This window comes from Paraburkholderia sp. BL23I1N1, from assembly GCF_003610295.1.
GTDB lineage: Bacteria > Pseudomonadota > Gammaproteobacteria > Burkholderiales > Burkholderiaceae > Paraburkholderia.
In genome coordinates, this window is record NZ_RAPV01000001.1 from 5,857,139 (window position 1) to 5,874,697 (window position 17,559).

The 17,559-nt window shown below is 59.9% G+C and carries 21 protein-coding genes and 1 pseudogene; 6 read left to right on the top strand and 16 right to left on the bottom strand.

Translation table 11 applies throughout. The features are described 5' to 3' along the window. Nucleotides 1-11: 11 nt before the first annotated feature. Nucleotides 12-1,013, bottom strand: coding sequence for a nitronate monooxygenase family protein (locus B0G76_RS27385; RefSeq protein ID WP_120295262.1), 1,002 nt, complete (start codon nt 1,011-1,013; stop codon nt 12-14). Nucleotides 1,014-1,199: 186 nt separating this feature from the next. On the opposite strand from B0G76_RS27385, the gene folE reads away from it, so the two are divergent. Beyond that, nucleotides 1,200-1,832, top strand: coding sequence for a GTP cyclohydrolase I FolE (folE, locus tag B0G76_RS27390; RefSeq protein WP_120295263.1), 633 nt, complete (start codon nt 1,200-1,202; stop codon nt 1,830-1,832). Nucleotides 1,833-1,893: 61 nt separating this feature from the next. Here folE and B0G76_RS42555 read toward each other — a convergent pair whose 3' ends face one another. From B0G76_RS42555 to B0G76_RS44165, 7 genes are all read right to left on the bottom strand, one after another. Next, entirely contained in the window at nt 1,894-2,079 is a 186-nt protein-coding gene (locus B0G76_RS42555) for a hypothetical protein (RefSeq protein ID WP_147394091.1), read from the bottom strand. Between the two features lie 12 nt (nt 2,080-2,091). Next, entirely contained in the window at nt 2,092-2,664 is a 573-nt protein-coding gene (locus tag B0G76_RS27395; protein WP_120295264.1) for a nuclear transport factor 2 family protein, read from the bottom strand. Between the two features lie 9 nt (nt 2,665-2,673). Next, nucleotides 2,674-2,979 (bottom strand): hypothetical protein, encoded by a 306-nt coding sequence (locus B0G76_RS27400; protein WP_120295265.1) that lies wholly within the window; start codon nt 2,977-2,979, stop codon nt 2,674-2,676. Between the two features lie 484 nt (nt 2,980-3,463). Then, a complete protein-coding gene (locus tag B0G76_RS27405) occupies nt 3,464-4,252 on the bottom strand; it encodes an SDR family NAD(P)-dependent oxidoreductase (RefSeq protein WP_120295266.1) in 789 nt (262 codons plus the stop codon). Between the two features lie 215 nt (nt 4,253-4,467). Next, nucleotides 4,468-5,391, bottom strand: coding sequence for a LysR family transcriptional regulator (locus tag B0G76_RS27410; RefSeq protein ID WP_120295267.1), 924 nt, complete (start codon nt 5,389-5,391; stop codon nt 4,468-4,470). Nucleotides 5,392-5,475: 84 nt separating this feature from the next. Then, entirely contained in the window at nt 5,476-5,658 is a 183-nt protein-coding gene (locus tag B0G76_RS27415; RefSeq protein ID WP_120295268.1) for a hypothetical protein, read from the bottom strand. Nucleotides 5,659-5,696: 38 nt separating this feature from the next. Beyond that, nucleotides 5,697-5,942 carry a hypothetical protein gene (locus B0G76_RS44165; protein ID WP_120295269.1) on the bottom strand — a complete coding sequence of 82 codons (246 nt, stop codon included), beginning with the start codon at nt 5,940-5,942 and terminating at the stop codon, nt 5,697-5,699. Between the two features lie 300 nt (nt 5,943-6,242). On the opposite strand from B0G76_RS44165, the gene B0G76_RS27425 reads away from it, so the two are divergent. Both B0G76_RS27425 and B0G76_RS27430 read left to right on the top strand, forming a co-directional pair. Beyond that, a complete protein-coding gene (locus B0G76_RS27425) occupies nt 6,243-6,902 on the top strand; it encodes a TetR/AcrR family transcriptional regulator (RefSeq protein WP_120295270.1) in 660 nt (219 codons plus the stop codon). Nucleotides 6,903-6,996: 94 nt separating this feature from the next. After that, nucleotides 6,997-7,728 (top strand): annotated as a pseudogene (locus tag B0G76_RS27430) (IS6 family transposase). On the opposite strand, the gene B0G76_RS44170 reads toward B0G76_RS27430, so the two are convergent. From B0G76_RS44170 to ribA, 5 genes are all read right to left on the bottom strand, one after another. Continuing rightward, nucleotides 7,721-8,482 carry a helicase-related protein gene (locus B0G76_RS44170; RefSeq protein ID WP_310793951.1) on the bottom strand — a complete coding sequence of 254 codons (762 nt, stop codon included), beginning with the start codon at nt 8,480-8,482 and terminating at the stop codon, nt 7,721-7,723. The pseudogene B0G76_RS27430 and the gene B0G76_RS44170 overlap by 8 nt on opposite strands. Before the next feature lie 62 nt (nt 8,483-8,544). Beyond that, nucleotides 8,545-9,276 carry an IS6 family transposase gene (locus B0G76_RS27440; RefSeq protein WP_120295271.1) on the bottom strand — a complete coding sequence of 244 codons (732 nt, stop codon included), beginning with the start codon at nt 9,274-9,276 and terminating at the stop codon, nt 8,545-8,547. Between the two features lie 9 nt (nt 9,277-9,285). Further along, nucleotides 9,286-9,948: a TOTE conflict system archaeo-eukaryotic primase domain-containing protein gene (locus B0G76_RS27445; protein WP_310793952.1), complete on the bottom strand. Its 663-nt coding sequence runs from the start codon at nt 9,946-9,948 to the stop codon at nt 9,286-9,288. Next, nucleotides 9,941-10,489 (bottom strand): hypothetical protein, encoded by a 549-nt coding sequence (locus tag B0G76_RS27450; protein WP_120295272.1) that lies wholly within the window; start codon nt 10,487-10,489, stop codon nt 9,941-9,943. Before B0G76_RS27450 ends, B0G76_RS27445 begins: the two co-directional genes overlap by 8 nt. Before the next feature lie 503 nt (nt 10,490-10,992). Further along, nucleotides 10,993-11,643 carry a GTP cyclohydrolase II gene (gene ribA / locus B0G76_RS27455; protein ID WP_120295273.1) on the bottom strand — a complete coding sequence of 217 codons (651 nt, stop codon included), beginning with the start codon at nt 11,641-11,643 and terminating at the stop codon, nt 10,993-10,995. A 299-nt stretch (nt 11,644-11,942) separates the two neighbouring features. On the opposite strand from ribA, the gene B0G76_RS27460 reads away from it, so the two are divergent. Then, nucleotides 11,943-12,386: a CBS domain-containing protein gene (locus B0G76_RS27460; protein WP_120295274.1), complete on the top strand. Its 444-nt coding sequence runs from the start codon at nt 11,943-11,945 to the stop codon at nt 12,384-12,386. A gap of 187 nt (nt 12,387-12,573) precedes the next feature. Here the strand turns inward: B0G76_RS27460 and B0G76_RS27465 are convergent, their stop codons facing one another. Continuing rightward, nucleotides 12,574-12,918 carry a DUF4148 domain-containing protein gene (locus tag B0G76_RS27465; RefSeq protein WP_120295275.1) on the bottom strand — a complete coding sequence of 115 codons (345 nt, stop codon included), beginning with the start codon at nt 12,916-12,918 and terminating at the stop codon, nt 12,574-12,576. A gap of 305 nt (nt 12,919-13,223) precedes the next feature. Further along, a complete protein-coding gene (locus B0G76_RS27470) occupies nt 13,224-13,871 on the bottom strand; it encodes a DNA-3-methyladenine glycosylase (protein WP_120296860.1) in 648 nt (215 codons plus the stop codon). A gap of 395 nt (nt 13,872-14,266) precedes the next feature. Here B0G76_RS27470 and B0G76_RS27475 point away from each other — a divergent pair, with 395 nt between their 5' ends. Together B0G76_RS27475 and B0G76_RS27480 are read left to right on the top strand one after the other, a co-directional pair. Then, the gene (locus B0G76_RS27475) at nt 14,267-14,632 is read left to right on the top strand and encodes a BON domain-containing protein (protein WP_120295276.1); all 366 of its coding nucleotides are present in this window, start codon (nt 14,267-14,269) and stop codon (nt 14,630-14,632) included. Nucleotides 14,633-15,061: 429 nt separating this feature from the next. Next, the gene (locus tag B0G76_RS27480; protein WP_120295277.1) at nt 15,062-16,144 is read left to right on the top strand and encodes a calcium:proton antiporter; all 1,083 of its coding nucleotides are present in this window, start codon (nt 15,062-15,064) and stop codon (nt 16,142-16,144) included. A 47-nt stretch (nt 16,145-16,191) separates the two neighbouring features. Here B0G76_RS27480 and B0G76_RS27485 read toward each other — a convergent pair whose 3' ends face one another. Then, the gene (locus B0G76_RS27485; protein WP_120295278.1) at nt 16,192-17,085 is read right to left on the bottom strand and encodes a LysR substrate-binding domain-containing protein; all 894 of its coding nucleotides are present in this window, start codon (nt 17,083-17,085) and stop codon (nt 16,192-16,194) included. Between the last annotated feature and the right edge of the window lie 474 nt (nt 17,086-17,559).

Here is a 17,559-nt window from a genome sequence, read left to right on the forward strand (position 1 = left end):
CAAATCGGCATTCAGGCCGGACACGCTGCTTCGTTGTCCGCCTTGTCCATCATCGCTGCCAGTCTTCGGTGAATCAGATCGCGCGCCTGCTCGATCATGCGCGTCACCAGTTCTTCGCAGGTTGGAATATCGTGGATCAGGCCGATAGCGAGACCGGCGGGAAACGTGCCGCCGTCCGTGTCGCCTGTTTCGTAGATGCGCCTTCCGCGCTCGCCGCTCACGAGCGGCTTCAGGTCCGCGAATGTCGTGTTCTGCTGGCGCTCCAGATCGAGCACCTGCTCCGCTACGGCGTTACGAAAAATACGCGACGTGTTCTTGAGCGTGCGGAAAATCAGTGCGGTATTCCGCTCATCATGTTCGAGCAACTGGCGCTTCACGTTTTCGTGAATCGGCGCTTCACGCGTTGCCATGAAGCGCGTGCCCATATTGATGCCGTCCGCGCCCAGAGCAAGTGCCGCCACCATGCCGCGCGCGTCGGCGATGCCGCCGGACGCAAGCATCGGAATCCGCAATCGCGCAGCAGCAGCCGGCAGCAATACGAGATTCGGCACGTCGTCTTCTCCAGGATGGCCGGCGCATTCGAAGCCGTCGACACTCACCGCGTCGCAGCCGATCGCCTCCGCCTTGAGCGCGTGGCGCACGGACGTGCATTTGTGAATCACCTTGATACCCGCCGCCTTGAAGGCAGGCAGGTACGACTCGGGATTGCGCCCCGCGGTCTCGACGATCTTCACTCCGCTCTCGACGATAGCCTGCACGTACTCGTCATAAGGAACCGGCTTGATGGTCGGAAGAATGGTCAGGTTCACGGCGAACGGCTCGCTCGTCATCGATCTCGTGCGATCGATTTCAACGCTCAGCGCCTCGGGTGTCGGCTGCGTCAGTGCGGTAATGGTGCCCAGCGCACCGGCGTTCGATACCGCGGCGGCCAGTTCCGCAAGTCCCACCCACATCATGCCGCCCTGCACGATCGGATAGCGAATTCCCAGTAGCTCGGTGATGCGTGTTTTCATGCTTTTCCCTCCGTGAGGCGATGCAATGCTCGCGCCGCAGCCACAATCGTAAAAAGGGAATCGTCGAGAGGATCAACCCACCGCGCTCTCGTTCCCATTTACGAACGATGTACAATTATATACACTTTATGGCATCGCACCAATACTCGCAATACGTAAAGCAATGCACGGCTTCAAGGAGGTCTAGTGAATCAACGCGGCGCAAACGACTACCTGTCTATTCCAGCTCGGCCCTCGCAGGAGGAGGCTGAAGAGGCCGTTCGTACGCTCATCAGATGGGCCGGAGACGACCCGCAACGCGAGGGACTCGTCGAAACGCCACGGCGCGTCGCCCGCGCTTATACGGAGTTCTTTTCGGGCTATCTGTCGGATCCCATGCAGATTCTCGCCACGACATTTTCCGAAGTCGATGGCTATGACGAGATGGTCGTGTTGAAGGACATCCGCTTCGAAAGCTATTGCGAGCATCACATGGTGCCGATCATTGGACGGGCTCACGTCGCCTATCTGCCGGATCATCGGGTGGTCGGTATTTCGAAGCTTGCGCGGCTTGTCGATACGTATGCGAAGCGGTTGCAGATTCAGGAAAAGATGACCGTGCAGATCGCGGATGCACTCAATACGGTATTGCAACCCAAAGGTGTCGGCGTGATCCTGGAAGCCGCGCATCAGTGCATGAGCACGCGCGGCGTACACAAGCCCGGAACCTCGTTGGTGACAAGCAGGATGTTGGGCGCATTCCGTGAAGACCCGTCGACTCGCCGGGAATTCCTGTCGATCGTCGGCAACGGCTCGGCGGCGCTGGTACCGAATACCTGAGCCGTACGAGCATTTCGCCAGCGGAACCGAAGCGCCGCTGGCAATGCTCGTCGATATCCGTTCAGGGCAGCATGCGAAAATTTCCGCCGGTCAAAGCCGCCATCGTGATGCAACTACCGTAGTAGTACACGCAGGGTTCCATCGACATCTGGCTGCTCACCGCCTTCTGCGCACCCCAAGTCGCCCCGAGTGCCGCGACCACGCCCACCGCACCCAGCATACCGATCAATCGCACACGTCGCTTCATCACTATCTCTCCCTACGCCGGATGCCCGGCCTCGCCGCATTCCCGCAAACAGCCAGGTTCCCGCGTCTTCAGCGGCCGGTCGAACGATATATCGCTTCTGTCACGCGTGCTTTTACCGTTGCTCATGAGCAGTGCGCGCCAGGCTGCGGGTACGTCGGCCGGCATCAATTCGTTGATCGCTTCGGATATGCACACGCGGGAAGCAATCGCCCAAATGCCACCGCGCTTCTCGAAGCGGTCGATATAGCGGCCTGCCGCTAGCGTGTCGGGTTTGGCGCGATTCTCACCGAAGAAGAGCCAGTAGGTTTCCGTGTGTGCGACGTCGCCTTGCAGATCGACGCTGTGATTGAAGACCATGTGATGATGGGACAACTGATGCTCCCGGTGGTAGCCAAAGGCCCAGTCGACGAATTCCTCTGGATTACCTAGGAATGCTCCGTGATCGTCGATCCCATCGGGGTGATACGCCGAGAGAGTCAACGTTCGATCCATGCGATCAACGCCGCGACAGTAGCGATGAATGCAATCAAGAATCGCCTGCCTGTCCAGCAGTTCTTCCAGACGTCTTTCGAGTTCCGGCGTCATGGCTAGTTGTTAGCTGAGAACTGCGGCAAAAAATACGATTGCGCCAATCAGCGCACCGATAAAGCAATAGCCCTCGTTCTGCCCTTCCTCGCTGCCCTGTCCGCGCCGCAAGATGCAACTCGCCATGCCGAAGAACGCCGCGCCACCCAGCACGACAAAGACCATCACAACGTCGAAGAACGCCGAGCGGCCAAGTTCCTCCATTCGCCAGTCGCGTAACAACAAATAGACCGCCAGGGCGAGGATCGACACCACGAGGAGCGGCAGCATGATCCTCCGCTCGTCGCTTGAAAGTTTGTGCGTGAGGCGACTCATGGGCGTTCTCCCTCGAACATATCCGCTGCACCAGGAGCGGTGTAGTTCCACTTTCCATCTGCAAGCCAAAGCGATCTGGTCGCGCGAAGCAACGAGGTCCATTGCGATGACGCGTCGGCAGCAGCAATGCCTGCCGCGGACACGTCTTCGCACGGCAACGCTGCGTCTGTATGCGGGGCGTCTGAATTGAGCGAATAGTCGGCGAGAGGGCCGCATAGGTCGCTATACAGGAGATACATGGTTTGTCTCCAATCGGGCGAGGCCACATGGGTGCTAACCGGCCACCTCTTGTTCACCATCGTAGGTGAGGCCATTCAGTTATGCAACTATCCGTTCAATTATTCGGATCAGTATTTTCACTACCCTTCGAGCATGGCTATGCAGTACGGGCACGTAAAAAATCCCCGGCACCGCATTGGCGGCGCCGGGGACGAATGGACATATGGCTTGCTGCGGTGTGCGTGGCCCGATACTTTCCTACCCGTCAGGAAACCTGAAATCCTCCATCGACAGCGAGCAGCTGACCCGTCACATAATCCGCAGCGGGAGACGCAAAGAACAGCACGGCGCTCGCGATATCGGCGGCGACGCCAATACGGCCCAACGGCATGCGCCCCGGTTGCGTGATCGGCCCGTGCGCCTGATGGACCTTCGTGGATGCCGCCGCGCCTTCCGTCGCGACACCGCCTGGAAGCACTGCGTTGACGCGAATCCGGTCCGCCGCGAATTCGAGCGCGGCGGTCTTTGTCAGATTGTTTACACCAGCTTTCGATGCACCGTAATCGCCATTGTCGAAGATCACGGGTTGCAGCGATGCCACCGAAGAAATATTGATGATCGATCCGCCCGCCTTGCCGGCCTGCATGCGTTTGACAGCTTCACGCATGCAGAGAAACGTGCCACGCAGGTTGATTCGCAACACCCGGTCCCACTTTTCCGCCGGCGTATCGAGGAAGCTCGTCTTCGGATAAATGCCCGCGTTGTTCACGAGTATGTCGAGCCGGCCGAGTCTCGCATGCACCAATTCGAACATCGCGGCGATCGAAGCTTCGTCGCCGATATCGACCTTCACGGCGATCGCTTTCCCCGATGCCTTTTCGATCTGTTCGACTGTTTGATCGGCCCCATCTTCATTCAGATCGGCAGCAACGACGACCGCACCCGCGGAGGCCAGCAATAGCGCCGTTTCCCGTCCGATACCCGACCCTGCTCCGGTTACCAGTGCAACTCTCCCGTCGAGGTTGAACAGGCTTGCAACATTAGATGTACTCACTGCGCCTCCAGATGCTCACGACACGAGCGATTAGTTTGTGAACGTCATTCACAAAAATAAACGCTGCTGTGAGCGTTGTCAAGGCAGTGGAAAAAGCCGTGCGCATTCGGCGTGCATGAGCACGCATGTGTTGCCGCGCGACAAGCTGCCCGCTCGCGACGCAAAGGAGGAAGGAGCTTACCGATTCCCGCGAGATAGAGAGGCGCGCAGGCGGCTCATGCGGCGCGCGCGGGGCATGCTTGTTTCAGCGAAGTATCCGAAAGATCCCGAATGATATCGAGCATCGCGCGGTGATAGGGCTTGTGCGGGCGATCGGTCCACACAAGAGAAACTTCCGTGTCGAACGATGGCGGAAGATCTTCGATATCGACAAAAGCAACGCCCTCTACCGGAAGGTGCCTCGCCGAATCGAGCATCAGTCCGACGCCGAGCTCGTTCGCCACGAGATTGAGCATCGTATAAGGATGCCGAGCCTGCTGCGTGATTCTCGCAGACGCGCCGGCATCGCGGCGGGCAGCCTCGAAAGCTGCGAACACCGGCTGGGACACTTGCTGCGGGAACATGATGAGCGGATACGCCGCGAGATCCGCCATGCTGATGCTGGTCCGCCGGGCGAGCGGCCAGTTCGCCGGAATCGCGGCCACCGCGCTCATACGTTCAATGACGATATTCTCCAGTTCGCTCACGTCGGCGACGCTGGTGACGACCACGCCGAGATCGATGCTGCCGTTCTTCACGCTTGCGACGGTCAGCGCACTGCCGCGCTCGATCAGACGAACGTCAACTCCCGGCCATTGTTTCTGGAGCGTATGCATGGAGAGCGGCAGGATACGCGTCGCGCACATCGGCACGAACGCGATACTCAGGCTCGCCAGTTCGTCGGCGGCCTGGCGCACCCGGCGCTCGGCGAGATCGGCCTGGGCAAGCAACGGCTTTGCTTCTGCCATCAGGGCCGCGCCAGCGGCGGTCAGCGAGACACCGCGCGGCGTACGCTCGAGCAGCCTGGTACCCAGCGATTCCTCCAGACGCATGATGGACTGGCTAAGCGGTGGCTGAGCCATGCCGAGGCGTGCTGCCGCGCGTCCGAAATGCCGGGTCTCGGCGACCGCGACGAAATGCCGGAGGTGACGCAATTCCATGGTGTGATATCGCTTCGATATGGGACGTGGCGAAAGAATATCGCTCTTGCAATGTTGCGGCGAGCCGCGATAGCGAGAGCGCCGCTACAGTTCAGGAACCGCCTGATCGTTTGGTCTGCGCCTGTGCGCTTCGTTCAGCAGCGCATCGGCAAAGCGTTGCAGTGCCTGTACGGAGCCATACACACTTTGGTATTCCTCAACACCGATCCGGCCGTTGAGTATGACCTGCATTCCAGAGTGTCTCGCGATTTCCAGAATGTCCACCATACGCCTCCTTGCGGCATCGAGCCCGGTAGGTGAAAAAGTCAGGCTGCGCGGAGATCGACGCGCATCGCCGGCCGGTCGGTCGGAGGAAATACGCACCACGATCCGTCATCGTGCCGGAAGAAAAAAATCGCGAGCGGGCGCGCAGGCTGCGATGCCTCGACGCAGACGTAGCGCCGTTGGCTCGACCGCGCGTGACCGAATCGCGTGACACGAACCGGCATGGCCGGCGTCGGGGCAAGCCACTTTTCGATCAGCCGGCGCAAGGACTTCTCATCGGATCGCATCACATTCTCCCCAGCCTATTTCGGTCAAGCGTCACGGCCACCCGGAGACTTGACCGTAAATAGGTCCATTGACCAAATAATAGTAGTTACCTGACCTATTCTCAAGGTACGTTTGGATAGTAGAAATACTGATATTTCGCGACAATTTCCGTTGAAGAATGGCGAGTGAACGACCTTAAATGGGTCATGAGACCCATAATAAACTCAGCATCGGTTGGGTTTAACCTGCTTCTTGACCTATGATGAACGCAGGGACAGAATCGTGGTCGGAGCCGAATCTGAACAGGGGATTGGCGACAGATGAAGGAATTGATCATCACCTCGGCAGCATTCCGGGGAACCAGCGAATCGGACGAGCCCAAACGCCGGGGCAACCGGACAACTCGCGTGCCCGCGATCCTGGAGGCCGCGATCAGGGTCTTCGCGACGGAAGGCAGCGCCGGGTTCACCCAACGCCGAGTCGCAAGCGATGCGGGCATTCGCCTCAGCACCTTGCAGCACTACTTCGGCACTCGGGAAGAGCTATTGCGAAGCACGATTGAAGAAATGGGCAAGCGCTATGTGGAGCGCTATCGCGCGTTAGCGAGAGACAAGCTTCGTCCGCCGGAAGCGCGCCTCGATGTCATCGTCGACGAGACGTTTGCCGCGCTGACCCAGCCAGGCATCAACTTGAGCGCGTTTGCACTGCATTGCTGGAGTCTCGCTGAGCATGAGGCTTTCGTGAACGAGCTGGCGGTGAACATCCACGGCGAATTTCTGGACCTGCTTGCGGGTCTCGTGGCGAAAATAAATCCGGTGCTCCCGTCGGCAGAGTGCACGCTGCGAAGTGCGCTGATCCTTTCGAACATGGAAGGTCTGACCGTTTTCATTCGTCGGGCTGGAGAGAACGCGCCCGACCTGGACGCTCTTCGCGCTGCCACAAAAGTGGTCTGGAAGGCGTTGAGTAATGCGCCGCAGTAAGCGAAATCATGCGCAGCCGCTCCTCGCCAAGATCACGTTCGGGGGTCACGAGGGCGCTGTCAGGTTAGTGGAAAGGTGGCGGTAAAATGATGAAATGAAGAAGACGAAATCGCTTTATCACGGCCACCGGTTCCCCGCTGTCGTCATCAGCTGTGCTGTTCGCTGGTATTTCAGGTTCAGCCTGAGCCTGCGCGACATCGAGGAGTTGTTGCTCGAGCGCGGTGTCGCAGTCACATACGGAACGATCCGTTGCTGGTGTGACAAATTCGGCGCCGGATTCGCTCAGCACGCCAGGGCGGTGCGGCGCAAGCCGGGTAGCACGTGGCACCTCGACGAGATGTTCGTGAAGCTGCGCGGCGAGCCATATCTGTTATGGCGTGCGGTCGACGAACATGGTGCCGAACTGGATGTGCTGGTACAAAAGCGTCGCGACAAGGCTGCGGCAAAGCGCTTTTTCCGGCGGATGCTGCGTTCGAACCCGGTGCCGCGCAGGATCGTTACGGACCAGTTGCGCAGTTACCCGGCAGCGAAAGCGGATATTCCCGAACTCGCTCATGTGAAGCACGTATTCGTCAAAGCCGCGGCACGCGTGAACAATCGCGCCGAGAACAGCCATTAGCCGACCCGCAGGCGCGAACGACACATGTGCGGCTTTCGCGATGCACGTCGCACGCAGGCGTTTCTCTCCTGCTTCGGCCCGATCAGGCAGCACTTCGCGTTGCCCAGACATCAGATGAACGCGGCATGTCATCGCGCCATACTCAAGAAACGCATCGCCGCCTGGCATGGTTGGACCGTCGACGCTGAATTCCAGCATACTATCTGATCAGGATACCTATGTTTAGCCACAAACGTAGCCTGTGCTCGTCAAGTTGACAAAGCCCCATCGCCCAATAGCCTCGTTGCCGCTTATCCCACATCTTCCGCAGAGCTGGGTGGCCCTCGTCGACGAAATCGATAATGCGCACGTCGGTCTTATTGGCATGCTCGCGATGCAAGCGTCCGGCGTATTGCTGCAGCGTACCTTTCCAGGAAACTGGCATCGCAAGCACCAAGGTGTCGAGCGGCGGATGGTCGAAACCTTCGCCGACCAGTTTGCGGGTGGCCAGCAGAATGCGAAGGGCGTCGGAAGGCAAGGCGTCCAAGTCGGTTATCAGCGCCGCTCGTTGCTTCTTGGACAGCCGACCATGCAACACAAACGGTGCTGGCACCACGCCTTCGAGCGCGCGAAGGATTGCGTCGATATGGTCGGTACGCTCGGTCAGCACAAGAACCTTGCGACCGCGTTCGACGGCCGCGCTGATCTCGGCGGCAATGGCCTCGGTTCGCGTCTGGTCGTTGGCGAGGTGCCGAAACACATCTTGAATGCCTGCATCAGCCGGCAAATCGATGGGAGCAGGCATCGAGCGAGACACCACCTCCAAGTCGTGAGGCGCACCGGCCGGCTTGGCTGCCGTGTATCGGATCGGCCCGCATTGCATGAAGATGATCGGCTGCTGCCCATCGCGGCGAATGGGCGTCGCGGTGAGGCCCAGCACGAACTTCGCCTTTGTTCGCTTCAGGATGGCATCGAACGACACGGCACGGCTTTGTCAACTTGACGAGCACAGGCTACGTTTGTGGCTAAACATAGGTATCCTGATCAGATAGTATGCTGGAATTCAGCGTCGACGGTCCAACCATGCCAGGCGGCGATGCGTTTCTTGAGTATGGCGCGATGACATGCCGCGTTCATCTGATGTCTGGGCAACGCGAAGTGCTGCCTGATCGGGCCGAAGCAGGAGAGAAACGCCTGCGTGCGACGTGCATCGCGAAAGCCGCACATGTGTCGTTCGCGCCTGCGGGTCGGCTGATGGCTGTTCTCGGCGCGATTGTTCACGCGTGCCGCGGCTTTGACGAATACGTGCTTCACATGAGCGAGTTCGGGAATATCCGCTTTCGCTGCCGGGTAACTGCGCAACTGGTCCGTAACGATCCCGCGCGGCACCGGGTTCGAACGCAGCATCCGCCGGAAAAAGCGCTTTGCCGCAGCCTTGTCGCGACGCTTTTGTACCAGCACATCCAGTTCGGCACCATGTTCGTCGACCGCACGCCATAACAGATATGGCTCGCCGCGCAGCTTCACGAACATCTCGTCGAGGTGCCACGTGCTACCCGGCTTGCGCCGCACCGCCCTGGCGTGCTGAGCGAATCCGGCGCCGAATTTGTCACACCAGCAACGGATCGTTCCGTATGTGACTGCGACACCGCGCTCGAGCAACAACTCCTCGATGTCGCGCAGGCTCAGGCTGAACCTGAAATACCAGCGAACAGCACAGCTGATGACGACAGCGGGGAACCGGTGGCCGTGATAAAGCGATTTCGTCTTCTTCATTCCATCATTTTACCGCCACCTTTCCACTAACCTGACAGCGCCCTGCCGGGTGCGGGAACAGGTGTGACTAATGATGGCCGTCCCCAGGCGGCGGGCATCGCGGGCAGACACCTTGGCCGAAAAGAAGATCCACGCGTGTGCCCCTTGCCCTGAACGCGAAATCTCCAGTGCCACGGGAACGCCCAATTCATGGCAGGACAGCACGAACGCTCGAGCATCGTCCCGCCACTCGGCCTCGTCGAGGTCGACTGCCAGGAAGTGGCAGGTGTCATCTTCGAGCAAGGGATAAACGCCGACGGTTTGCCCGCCAGCAAGGTGATCGTAGATAACCGCGTCGGAAAGCGGTATCAGCAGGCGGTTGCCGCAATCGCCGCATTTGATGCGCGGCTTCTCGCACACTCCGGCGCGCCATTCATTCGCACAAGCCGGCGTGTAGCCGGACTTGCCAGTGGTCTTGCTCTCCCATCGCACCGGATAGACATCGGTACGGCCGCGAAACAGCTTGCGGAAGAGCGTAACTTTTTCATCGGTGGACATGCGCGAGAACCCCACCGTCTTGGGAAGGTTCACGGTTTGAGGTGGCAGGCGCCATTCGATGCCGTGGGCATCCAGTAGCGCGATCAGACGAGCGTTCTCCGCTTGCAATGCCGCCATGAGATCGCGGTCAGTCATCGACCTCATACTCGGCAAGCAACTCGTCCATGGCGTCGCCGACGCCATACCCGAAGTTATGACTCATGCGACGGACTGCGTCCAACCGAGGAAGAAGTGCTGGTCGGCAGCCGTCAGGTAGCGCGCTGACGGTCTTCAGCGCCTGATCGAACATGCGCACCAACGCGTCAAAGTAGCCCTCATCCTGCAAGCCAACGTCATCGCTGAAACCAGCAGCGCACTCACAGTAGAAAATCATCAGCTCCGCCAGCCCCTCAGGCTGGCCGATAGCCTTCTTGTAGTCAGAGATCGCCTTCTTGGCCTTGGCGACCGAGGTGCCCTGATTCTTGAACACATCCGGCCACAGCCAGCGGTCGACCGCAGCCTTGTACGGCTTCAGCACATCGCCGCCCAGCGCGAAACGTGCATGGAGAAACGCCTGGTTGTCTTTGCTGGCGGCGTACAAGTCCTGAATCAGTCCAAGCAGGCCGGAGCGATCGAAGTCAGTGAGTTTGGATTTGACGTCAGTCCACGTCGGATTTGGCTTCTTCGATGAGTTCAATACGCAAACTCTCTTGTGTAGGTTGGGTGTTGGCTCCCGACGGATTCTACTCGCAACGAATCGGGCGTGAGTCCGTACAGCATCGGTTGATCTCCAGTCCGCGAACGCAATGATCCCTTTGTCAAAGAGCAGCGTCTTGGCGATGCACGGAAGATTGCCGATCCGATTCCCGGCGTAGGTTTTTTGGGAAAAAGGACACATGGCGTAGGTTTTCGCACAACGAGGAAAAAACCTACGCAAGCGTCGTCCGTAAAGCATAGGCATGCAAGCGAAAACCCATCGCCCGAGTGTTTAGATCTGAGCAACGAATTTCTTTCAAATCAATCGACTACGAACGACGAGCGCACCACTTTTCCCGCAGCGGGCATTACTCTCGGTCATTATTGTAGTAATGGGAAACGCCCGCGCCGCCAGATCGCCCCGCGCCGAAAAAAATCGTTATATATCAAACGACTACGGCGCAACACCCAAGCCCAGATGGACTGTCTCCGTCCAAGCCAAAACTACTCATTCTCGTCGAAGTAATGCCCAAACTTCAACTGTTTGGTGCGGATATAGCGCTCGTTTTCCTCGCGCATCGGAATCGCCAGCGCGACGCGCTCGCATACCGGAATGCCGTGCTTCGACAACGTGTCGAATTTCTCCGGATTGTTGCTCATCAAACGCACCGAGGTGACCTTGAGCGTGCGAAGAATGCCCGCCGCCGAATCGTATTCGCGCGAGTCGTCCGGCAAGCCGAGATCGAGATTGGCCTCGACGGTATCGCGGCCCTGTTCCTGCAGCGCATACGCGCGAATCTTGTTCGACAGGCCAATGCCGCGCCCTTCGTGGCCGCGCAGATAGAGCAGCACGCCGCAGCCTTCGGCCGCGATATAGCGCAGCGCCAGGTCGAGCTGTTCGCCGCAATCGCAGCGATACGAACCGAGCACGTCGCCCGTCAGGCACTCTGAGTGCAGGCGCGTCAACACGGACGACTTGTTTGCGACATCGCCCATCACGAGCGCGAGATGTTCGGCGCCGCTTTCGCACACACGAAACACGTAGGAAGTGAACGTGCCGTAGCGCGTGGGGAGCGTGGCGGTAGCGTCGAGGATGACGCACTCGCCGTTGACAGCGCCGTCTGCAGCTGGCGAAAGATCGTGAGACGTGAGCATGGCGTTAGACAATGGAACTGACATGAACCCGATCAAACCGGGGATAAGGTATGGACTGGGAGTTTACCGCTAATCGGCGTAATGCACCCGGATTGCGCCCGGATGTCCATGCGCCGCGCAAGGAACCGCTCTGCCGGCGAGCCGCTCGCGAGGCTGAACCTGCCGGACAAGCCGCACGCCACAGGTATCACAGGTATTCCCGAAGTACTTCGGCCGCGCGCCGGGCCTATACTGGAATAGCCTGTCCCACACGACAGCGCGCCACATCGGCGTGCTGCACTGCGAAACGGAGCCGCTCCATGACAAGCGTTGCACAGCTTCTTAAAACGAAACCGAACAACACCACTGTTTTCACGGTCGAGGCCGACGATTCTGTCTACGAGGCGATCAAGCTGATGGCTGAAAAAGGCATCGGTGCATTGGTCGTGACGGAGGGCGACAGCATCGCCGGAATTGTGACGGAGCGCGACTACGCGCGCAAAGTCGTGCTAATGGATCGCTCGTCGAAGGCCACGCCGGTGCGCGACATCATGACCAAAGCCGTGCGCTTCGTGCGTCCCGACCAGACTACCGACGACTGCATGGCCCTGATGACCGAACGGCGCATGCGCCACTTGCCGGTGATCGAAAACGACCGGCTGGTCGGCATGGTATCGATCGGCGACCTGGTGAAGAACATCATCGCCGAGCAGCAATTCACGATTCAGCAACTGGAGTTCTATATCCACGGCGAACGGCCCTAAGCTCCGCCGCTAATCACACGTCTGTTGCGCATCGCACGTCGCGCGCTGCCGACCAAGGTGCAAAAAAAGCCCAATCCTTGAAAAAGGTTGGGCGAAGCTACCTTGCGGCAGCGGAGGTTCTTGAATATTGAAGTGCGATATTGCGCTGCGTTTGGCTGCCGGCCACTCCGGCCAGCAGCCGCCCAAATCAGTTACCGAAATAAACCGACTTCGCGCCCGACGCCGGTTGAATCACGCCACCCGCTTGTGACGAACCGCTGACCGCGCCACCGTAACCGCTCGTATCCGCGACCGGTTCCTGCGTCTGCGCGACGGCCGGGTTTTGCGCCTGCACACGGCTTTCCGCGGCTTGAACAGCGGCCGGATAGTTCGTGTCGTTGGTCGTGGCCGGGTTATAGCCGGCTTGTTCCAGCTGGATCAATTGACTGCGGACTTCGGCGCGCGTCACGAGCTGTTGGCTCGATTGTGCGAACGATGCGACGGGAGCGACCAGAATGGCTGCAATGGCGACTGCCTTGATGAGCGATTTCATGATGACTTACCTCCAGATCTGATTTTTTGCTTCGCTTGCCACACCATGTGAGAAGCGATTGAGTTCAGTCTAGTCACCCAATCATCAAGGGAAAACCCTTAATTGCGAGATATATAATTGTTCAAATCGCAACAAAGCGGTGAAACTTACCGCCGGCCATACGTAAAGCAGTCGCCCTACCGTAATAATTGTCGGAATCGTAACCTTTACGTCTGATGTTTCGACCGTGCGCCCGTTCTGAGCGTGTTTGCCGAATTGCTTCGCTTGTTGCCGATAGCGAACGGCGAACGACCAAAGGCCGATGGTCAGTTTCGCGCGCCCGTCACAGCATCGGCATACGGCGGCAGCAACAGTTTTCGCGGCCCGCTGACGAACGCGCTGCCCGGTTCGAAAAACCGCAGCGGCCGATGCATCTCGCGCGACAAGCCGATACGTGTCGTCACGCCGATCGGCGCATTCCCCGTCTCTATCGCACCGATCCACAGGTCGCGCCCGGCGCAAAGATCGCGACCGTCGAACGACTGATCGATGCCCAAGGCCATGGTGAGCCGGCCGGGACCGCGCGCGAGGTCGCGCAGCGGTACGCCAGGCCGCCGGGCTTCCATCAGGGGCAAGCCTTCCAGCGGCTCGATGGCACGCAGGAGAATACCGGCGCCGACCTCTTCCGCTTCCGCGGAAATATTCAGCATGCACGAAAGCCCGTAGGTGAGCCGGACATAGGCATGGCCGGGGGCGAGAAACATCGAGCCGTTATACGGGCGGCGGCCTGAAAACGCGTGGCTGGTCGAATCGCCGAGCGGATACGCTTCAGTTTCGACAATCCGGCCGCTGATACGACCTTCGGGAAGATCGTGCACCAGGTATTTGCCGACCATGAAGCGCGCAAGTGCGACCGCATCGAGCGGCAAATCGTCACGAACTAATGGGAGGATGGGCAGCGGCTGATTTGGCATGCGGTCCGGACGGGTCGTTAAACGCAAAGCGCGGGATTCGATGAACGCGCGACCTGCGCGCGCGGCCGATACGTCAACGGGCGTGCTGCCCATACCGCACCAAGCGGTAAAGCGCCATCGGCCTGCATTCATCGGCCCATTCGTTGTACCAAAACCTCATTTCCTGGCACGAACGCATTCACCATGGCACTAATTGGAGTATCGTGTGTTTCCGGCCTGCAGCACAGCCTTTGCCGGCATGCGTGTGTTTAGATGCGCCTGATCAACTTACAGTTTGCAAGAAGTCGCACGGCCCGCAGCAACGTTCCATTCAGATTTGATCCCGAAGTACCGCTGGCGCAGTACACCGGCCCCATCCATGGGCCGTCGTATTCATGACAATAGGAGAGAGTTGAATGAAAGCATTCCAGGCAATCAAGATGGTCGGCGGCGCGCTGATCGTTCTCGCATCCGTCAATGCGTACGCGCAAAGCAGCGATGCTGCAGCGACGGCGGCCCCCATGGCGGCTTCGTCGGCGCCTAACGCCAAGTCGGTCAAGAAGGCCGATCGTGCATTGGGACGCAAAGTACGCACCGCCCTGTCCAAGACCAAGGGCCTGAGCGTAACCAACATTACTGTGCGCGCACGTAGCGGCGCAGTGACGCTGGCCGGCACGGTGCCTGAGCAGCCGCAAGTCGACCTGGCAACCCAGGCCGCACAAGCAGTGCCGGGCGTGACGTCGGTCAAGAACGCACTGTCGATCCGTCCGGTCGGCCAGTAATCCGCTTTAGCCTGTTGTAACGCTTGACCCGGGCGCGACGCTTCTTCGCGAGGCGGCGCGTCCGGACCGAACATCGCGTTTCTTTCCCTGAAGCTGCCAGTCAGGCAGTTGTGGACCGATGATGTTTCATCCATCGAAACCGCGTCGCATTTTCCGCGCACTCCTTCGTGACTCAATCCTTCAGATGCAGAACGGCCGACGGTAGCCTTGCCGCCTTCGCCACGGCGCCGGCACCGTCCGTCGAGCGGACTGACAAAGCCTCGTCCGCCGTGAACTATCCTTTATAATTTAATACGTTAGGGCGTATTGTTGACAGGATGGTTTAGCATTCGCGCTCGCCCTCAGGTCTCGCCGGCGCGCGTGCTCGTGCACGGGGGTAGCGCCAGGCCGATACAAGCAATCAGAACACGCAACGAAAGGAAGCCCTGAATGACCACGCCCGCGACCGTTTTGCCACGCTGGACCATTGCCGCGCCCTTCGTCGCGTGGATCGTGCTGGGCGTCGCGTATGCCTTGCCGGGCAACGGGCTGCTGCTCGCGCTGATCGGGGTCGCCCTGTGCGCAGCCGTGTTCACGGCGGTGCACCACGCCGAAGTGGTCGCGCATCGCGTGGGCGAGCCGTTCGGCACGCTGGTGCTGGCGGTGGCCGTGACGGTGATCGAGGTCGCGCTGATCGTTTCGGTCATGTTGACGTCCGGGCCGGAAAAAGCCGGTCTCGCGCGCGACACCGTGTTCGCCGCGGTCATGATCGTTTGTAACGGGATCGTGGGCATTTGCCTGCTGGTGGGCGGTATCCGGCATCGCGAACAGGACTTTCAAAGTCGTGGCGCCGCGGCGGCGCTGGCAGTGCTCGCGTCGTTGTCCGTATTGACGCTGGTCATGCCGAACTACACGACAACCAGTGCCGGCCCGGTTTTGTCGCCGTTGCAGCTGGCGTTCGCGGGGGTGTCGTCGCTGGTGCTGTATGGGGTGTTCGTGTTCGTCCAGACCGTGCGGCATCGCGACTACTTTCTCGCCGACGTCCCCGACGAGGACGTCCACGCCGCCCCGCCGAGTGTCGGCGTCGCGCTGGCTAGCGGCGGCTTGCTGCTGGTGTGCCTCGTCGCCGTGGTGCTGCTGGCGAAAGTGCTCTCGCCGGTAGTCGAAACCGCGGTGAAGAACGCGGGCGCGCCACCGGCGGTGGTCGGCATTATCATCGCCGCGCTGGTACTGTTGCCGGAAGGGCTCGCCGCCGTTCGGGCGGCACGAGCCGATCGCTTGCAGAACAGCATGAATCTCGCGCTCGGTTCGGCGCTGGCCGGTATCGGGCTGACCATTCCAACGGTCGCCGCGGTGTTTTTGTCGACCGGTCAGCCGCTCATCCTCGGTATCGACGGTAAGGAAACCGTGCTGCTGATGCTCACGCTCGTGGTCGGCACCCTGACGCTGAGTTCCGGACGCACGACGATCCTGCAGGGCGCCGTGCATCTGTCCTTGTTCGCGGCGTATCTGTTTCTGTCTTTCGCGCCCTGACGAAAACAGGCTTGCCACCCGCGCGCTTTTCAAACAACGGGCGCCGCCTACTCTTCCCAATGCTCCGCGATCCAGTCGCGAAACAGATTCAGCTTCTGCTGATGCGCGACTGAATCCGGATACACGAAGTAATAGCGCCAGCCGGTCTTGAGCACCGTATCGAACGGTCGCACGAGGCGCTTGGCCGCGACGTCTTCGTCGATCAAGGCAAGGTCGCTGATCGCCACACCGAAGCCCTGCAAGGCGGCGTTGGTCGCCATGTCGAGCGTGTCGAAACTTGGGCCGTGCCCGGCGTCGATCCCTTGTGTATTCGTGGCATCCACTTCGGTCACCTTGGCGAGCCACATCTTCCAGTCCCGATGGTCGCGCGTGGGATGCAGCAGCGTGTGACGCGCCAGATCCGCCACTTCGCCGAGCGGTTTGTCTTTCAGGAGATCGGGCGCGCACACCGGCGTCAGACGCTCCTCGAACAGGGCCACCGCCTGCACGTCCGCGCCCGGCGAGGAGCCATAGATGATCGCCGCATCGAACGGTTCGAGCTGGAAGTCGACGTCGTGTTGCCAGGTCGTGGTGATCTGCACATGCAGCTCGGGATACTCGGCCTGGAAGCGCATGATCTTCGGCAACATCCAGCGCATCACGCAGGTCGGCACTTTCAGCGCGAGATCGGTGCGTTGGCGCGTGAGGCGCAGCGATATCTCCTCGATACGCGCGAAGCTCTCCTTCACGGCCGGCAGCAGCAACTCGCCTTCGGCGGTCAGCGTGAGACCTTTTGCATGGCGTTTGAAGAGCGGGAACTTGTAATAGTCCTCGAGCGCGATGATCTGCCGGCTCACCGCGCCTTGCGTCAGGCATAGGTGATCCGCGGCGCGCGTGAAGCTGCGATGCCGCGCGACGGTTTCGAAAATCTGCAGCGCGTTGAGCGGCGGGAGACGTCGCATCGGAATAGTCCAGTCCGGGATCAGAAAAAATCATCGCGTGGGCATGCAGCGTTGCGTGCCAGCACGCTCATCGAGCCCACAGCATACGCGATCAGAAGTTTCCGTACGAGTTGCACAAAGGCGAACGTGCATGCGTTTCGCTCATGACCCGCCGTCAGTTCCGGCCTGTGCGCCATCGCTTGCACCGATTCAGGGCGCGCCCCGCCGGACACCGCACCAGAACCGAGCTTTCCTCATACCTCGCGCTCGCTCTTCTGCGCAAAATAATCATGGACGTTAACCCGGATAAGCCACTGGATTGGCGTTCCCGTTGATCGCAGCGAAGCCGCCGCTAGCGTCGCACCGCAGCCGGCCCATGAGATTCCGTCATGCGCTCCATGCGCATATTTCGTTTGTTGGGGGATTTTGGCAAACCTAGAGTGCATCCACACGCAACGCATCCGGTATCGCGTGAGGTTGGGTTCCGAGGTTGGG